Origin of the sequence: Streptomyces sp. NPDC001093, from assembly GCF_040298985.1 — a bacterium.
Classification (GTDB): domain Bacteria; phylum Actinomycetota; class Actinomycetes; order Streptomycetales; family Streptomycetaceae; genus Streptomyces.
Genome location: NZ_JBEPBF010000191.1, coordinates 8,770 through 13,377 on the forward strand (window position 1 = coordinate 8,770; position 4,608 = coordinate 13,377).

At 75.3% G+C, this 4,608-nt stretch carries 3 protein-coding genes; all 3 read left to right on the forward strand.

Features of this window, described 5'->3' with window-relative positions:
• Window positions 1-212: 212 nt before the first annotated feature.
• Entirely contained in the window at window positions 213-482 is a 270-nt protein-coding gene (locus ABT288_RS46415) for a hypothetical protein (protein ID WP_351622082.1), read from the forward strand.
• 139 nt (window positions 483-621) lie between these two features.
• Window positions 622-1,392 carry an SDR family NAD(P)-dependent oxidoreductase gene (locus tag ABT288_RS46420; RefSeq protein WP_351622085.1) on the forward strand — a complete coding sequence of 257 codons (771 nt, stop codon included), beginning with the start codon at window positions 622-624 and terminating at the stop codon, window positions 1,390-1,392.
• A gap of 38 nt (window positions 1,393-1,430) precedes the next feature.
• Complete coding sequence (locus tag ABT288_RS46425; RefSeq protein WP_351622088.1) at window positions 1,431-4,322, forward strand: ATP-binding protein; 2,892 nt, start codon at window positions 1,431-1,433, stop codon at window positions 4,320-4,322.
• Window positions 4,323-4,608: the final 286 nt, after the last annotated feature.

The window sequence follows — 4,608 nt, forward strand, 5'->3', positions numbered from 1 at the left end:
GGGGCGCCCCCCCCCGCCCGGCGCGCGGCCCCGCCCCCCCCCCCCCCCCACCCCGCCGGGGGCGCGCGCGCCCCGCCGGGGCCGGCCCCCCCCCCACCCCGGTCGGCCGTTCAGCCCCATGGCCGCCGCCGGGCAGCGCGGGAGATGCTCGATGCACCGGCCGGGAACACCGGACCGGTTCACGGAGGACCAACCCGCCGAGGAGGGCACTCATGCGCGTCGTACCGGGCGAGGGAGTGACGAGCACAGCGCTGGCGAACGGCCGGATCACGCTGCGGGCCGAGGGCCGCACGGACCGGTTCCGCTGCACACCCCTCGCGGCCATGATGTGGTTCGAGCTGCGCCGCAACGACGGTTTCGTCGACCTGACCGTCGAGACCCTGGCCGGCCTGTGGAAGACCGACGCGAAGAAGGTGCGGGCGGTGCTGGACGGCTGGTCCCGCAGGCTGATCGCCGACGGCTGGCTGCGGGCGGAGCACTAGCGTGCCGGCCCGGCCGGCCGGGCCGGCACAGTGAGTCCGCGGTGAGCACCCGGTGAGCGCCCGGTGAGCGCCCAGCGCCACGGTGGGTGCCGTACCGGCTCCGACGGGGAGTCGGACGCATCCGAAAGGGAGCGGAACCATGGGTGAACTGCGGGGCAGGACCGCACTGGTGACCGGCGCGTCCAGGGGCATCGGCAGGGCGGTCGCGCTGCGGCTGGCCGCCGAGGGTGCGTACGTCGCCGTGCACTACGGCAGCGACGAGCGGGCCGCCGCCCGGACGGTGGAACGGATCGAGAAGGAGGGCGGCCAGGCGTTCTCCGTTCAGGCCCGGTTCGGCGAAGAGGGCGCCGTCGACCGGCTGTTCCAGCAGCTGACGGACCGACTCCCCGGACATGGGCTGGACGTCCTCGTGAACAACGCGGGCATCAGTTCCCACCACCCCATCGCCCAGGTCACCCCCGAGGAACTGCGCCGCCTGTTCGAGATCAACGTCAGCGCCCCGTTCTTCGTCACCCAGCGCGCCCTGCCCCTGCTGAACGACGGCGGCCGCATCATCACCATCGGTTCCATCGCCAGCCGGTTCGCCGTCTCCCTCCAGATCGGCTACACCCTGAGCAAAGCGGCCGTGGAGGCCATGGCTCCCACCCTCGCCAACGAACTCGGCCGGCGCGGCATCACCGTCAACACCGTCGCTCCCGGCGCCATCCGCACCGACCTCACCGCGGGCTTCACCGCCGTCCCCGAAGCCGTGGCCGAACTGGAGGCCATCACCGCCCTCGGCCGCCTCGGCGAACCCGAGGACGTCGCCGACGTGGTGGGCTTCCTCGCCGGCCCCGCCGGCCGCTACGTCACCGGGCAGACCATCGACGTCTCCGGCGGCACCTACCTGGGCCCGATCGTGCCTGCCTGAGCCCCTCGGCGCGGCGTCGCTGCTGGATAATCCCCGGTATGCGGTTCTGCATCCTCGGCGAGACCCGGGCCCACCGTGACGATGGAACCGCCGTCCCGCTGGGCGGACCGGCGCGCCGCGCGCTGCTCGCCCTGCTGCTTCTGCGCCCCGGCGCCGTCGTACCGGCCGAACGCCTCGCCGAGGAGACCAACCCGGCCGCCCCGCTGTCCGCGCACGCCCTGCAGTCCCAGGTGTCCCGGCTGCGCGCGGCCCTCGGCTCCGCCGCACCCATCGAGCGGACCGGCGCCGGTTACCGGATCGCCGTGCCGTACGACACGGTCGACGCCGGCCGGTTCGAGCGGCTGACCCGGGACGGCCGCGACGCGCTCACCACCGGTGACCCCGCCGGCGCCGCTGCCCTCCTCCGTGAGGCCCTCGCCCTGTGGCAGGGCCCGGCCCTTGCCGACCTCCCCGACTCCGCGACCGCGCAGGCCGCCGCCGTACGCCTGGAGGAGCTGCGGCTCACCGCCCTGGAGGACCGCCTCGAGGCCGACCTCGCACGCGGTGAACACCGTTCGGCCGTGGCCGAGTTGCGTGAACTGGCCGGACACCACCCGCTGCGCGAACGCACCGCCGCGCTGCTGATGCGGGCCCTAGCCGCCGACGGCGGCCAGGCGGCGGCTCTGACTGTCTACGAGGACACCCGGCGGCACCTCGCGGACGAACTCGGTGCCGACCCGTCCCCCGAACTCGCCGCCCTGCACCAGGAGTTGCTCCGCTCCTCCCCGCGCAGGCCCACCCCCGCCAGGCCCCCGGCCCAGCTGACCGCGCTCATCGGCCGTGACAGCGAGGTCGGCGAACTGCACACAGTGCTGCAACGGGCCCGCCTGGTCACGCTCACCGGACCGGGCGGCGTAGGCAAGACCCGGCTCGCCGTCGCGGCCGCCGGCGCCGAGCCCGGCGAGGTGTGCTTCGTCCCGCTTGCGCCGCTGCGCGACCACACGGCCCTGCCCGAGGCGCTGCTGGCGGCACTCGGCCTGCCCGGAGCAGGCCTGCACCTGGGCGCCGACGGCCCGGCGCCGGCCGACCGCCTGGCCACGGCCCTGTCCGACCGGGCCCTGCTGCTGATCCTGGACAACTGCGAACACCTCCTGGACGGCGCCGCCACCCTGACCGCCCGGCTGCTGACGGCCTGCCCGCGGCTACGCGTCCTGGCCACCAGCCGGGAACCGCTCGGCATCATCGGCGAACATCTGCACCCGGTACGGCCGCTCACCCCCGATGCGGCCGTGCGTCTGTTCACCGACCGCGCCGCCGCCGTACGCCCCGGCCTCACCGTCGCCCAGGACACCGTACGACGCCTGTGCGCGGCCCTGGACAACCTGCCGCTGGCCGTGGAACTGGCCGCGGCCCGGCTGCGCACCCTGGACCTCGACGATCTCGTCCGATGCCTGGACGACCGGCTCGGCATGGCCGCCCGCGGCGCCCGTACCGCCGACGGACGCCACCGCACCCTGCGCTCGGTCGTCGGCTGGAGCTGGGAACTGCTCACCGCACCCGAACGCCGTGCGGCCCGCCGCTTCTCGGTCTTCGTCTCCGGCGCCACCGCGCCCACCGCACGGCACGTCTGCGGCACCGACCCGGACATTCTGGAATCCCTGGCCGACAAGTCCCTCCTGGAGCACACCGACGGCCGCTACCGCATGCTGGAGACCGTCCGTACCTACGCCGCCGAGCAACTCGACGCCGCCGACGATCCCACCGCCGTCCACCGCGCCCACGCCCAGCACTTTCTTGACCTGGTCCGCACCGCCGACGCGCAGCTGCGCGGCGCGGACCAACTCGACTGGCTGGCACGGCTCACCACTGAGCACGACGACCTGATCGCCGCCGTCGGCCGCTCGGTGGCCGCCCTCACCCCGGAAACCGCCCTGGCCCTGATCGCCGCCGCGGCGCACTACCTGTGGATCCGCGGCATACCCGCCTGCGCCGCCCCGTACGCGGCCGCCCTGCTCGACACCCTGGACGGCGAACCACCCGCCGGATTCGAGGAGGAGTTCGCGGTCTGTGTCCTGCTGGCGGCCGCCGGCCCCGACGGCCGCCCGGTGTGGCAGCGGCACCGGTCCCGCGCCGAAACGGCCCTGGAGACCGTATGGTCGGGCACCCGGCAGGGCCGCCACCCGGCCGCGCTGCTGCTGTGGGTGCTGCGCAGCGCGGCGGACGGCGACCCGCACCGCGCCCACGCGCTGATCACCGCCCACCGCACCGCATCCGACCCCTGGCTATGGGCCGTCGCCCAGTACGTCACCGCCTTCGGCGCCCTCGGCGAAGACGACGAGGGCGCATTCGCCGAGCGCGCCCTGCACGACGCCGTCGACGCCTTCCGTGCCGCCGGCGACCGCTGGGGTACGGCCCTCGCCCTGGACGCCCAGGCAGCCGTGGCCGGCGCCCGCGGCGACCACGGCCGGGCCGTGGCCCACACCGAGGAGGCGCTTGCCCTCACCGAGCAGCTCGGCGCCACCGCGGACAGCGCCGACCTCCTCGTCGCCCGTGCCGACCACCTGGCCGACACCGACCCCGGCGCGGCGCGCGCCGACTACACCCGCGCCGCCGCCCTCGCCCGCCGCACCGGCAACCCGGCCTGCCTGGCGGCGGCCATGCGCGGGCTCGCCGACCTGGCCCTCGGCGACGGCGACCCGGCAGGGGCCGAACGCCTGTACCGGGAGGCGCTCGAACGGCTCGACCCCCACTGGGTCAGGAGCCTCGGCAACCGGGTCCGCACCCTCGCCGGCCTCGCCCGCGTCGCCGAGGCCCACGGCGAGCTGCCCACCGCCCGGTCGTACTACCGCCGGGCGGCCGAGGCGATGTCCCTGCCCGGCGCCGCCGCTCCCGTCGTGCTGCGCCTGCTGAACCTCCCGGAACCGCTGCGCACGGCGGTCCTCCGCGGCTGACCACCGGACACCCGCACGGACCCGAGTGCCGCTCTATCGCTCCTGGTTAGCCTCCGCACAGCCGCACCGCCCGCCGCCGCGATGGCGCTGTCGTCCGTACTGACAGGAGCCGACACACATGTCCGTGGAAACCACTGCGCCGCCCACGGGCGGACCAGCCGCCAAGGAGATCCGCCGAGTCGGCCAGGTCGTCATCCGGTTCGCGGGGGACTCGGGTGACGGTATGCAGCTCACGGGTGACCGGTTCACCTCGGAGACGGCGTCGTTCGGCAACGACCTGTCCACG

Coding starts and splice junctions, on each gene's coding strand:
- ABT288_RS46415 (WP_351622082.1), top strand. CDS start 213: ATGCGCGTCGTACCGGGCGAGGGAGTGACGAGCACAGCGCTGGCGAAC.
- ABT288_RS46420 (WP_351622085.1), top strand. CDS start 622: ATGGGTGAACTGCGGGGCAGGACCGCACTGGTGACCGGCGCGTCCAGG.
- ABT288_RS46425 (WP_351622088.1), top strand. CDS start 1,431: ATGCGGTTCTGCATCCTCGGCGAGACCCGGGCCCACCGTGACGATGGA.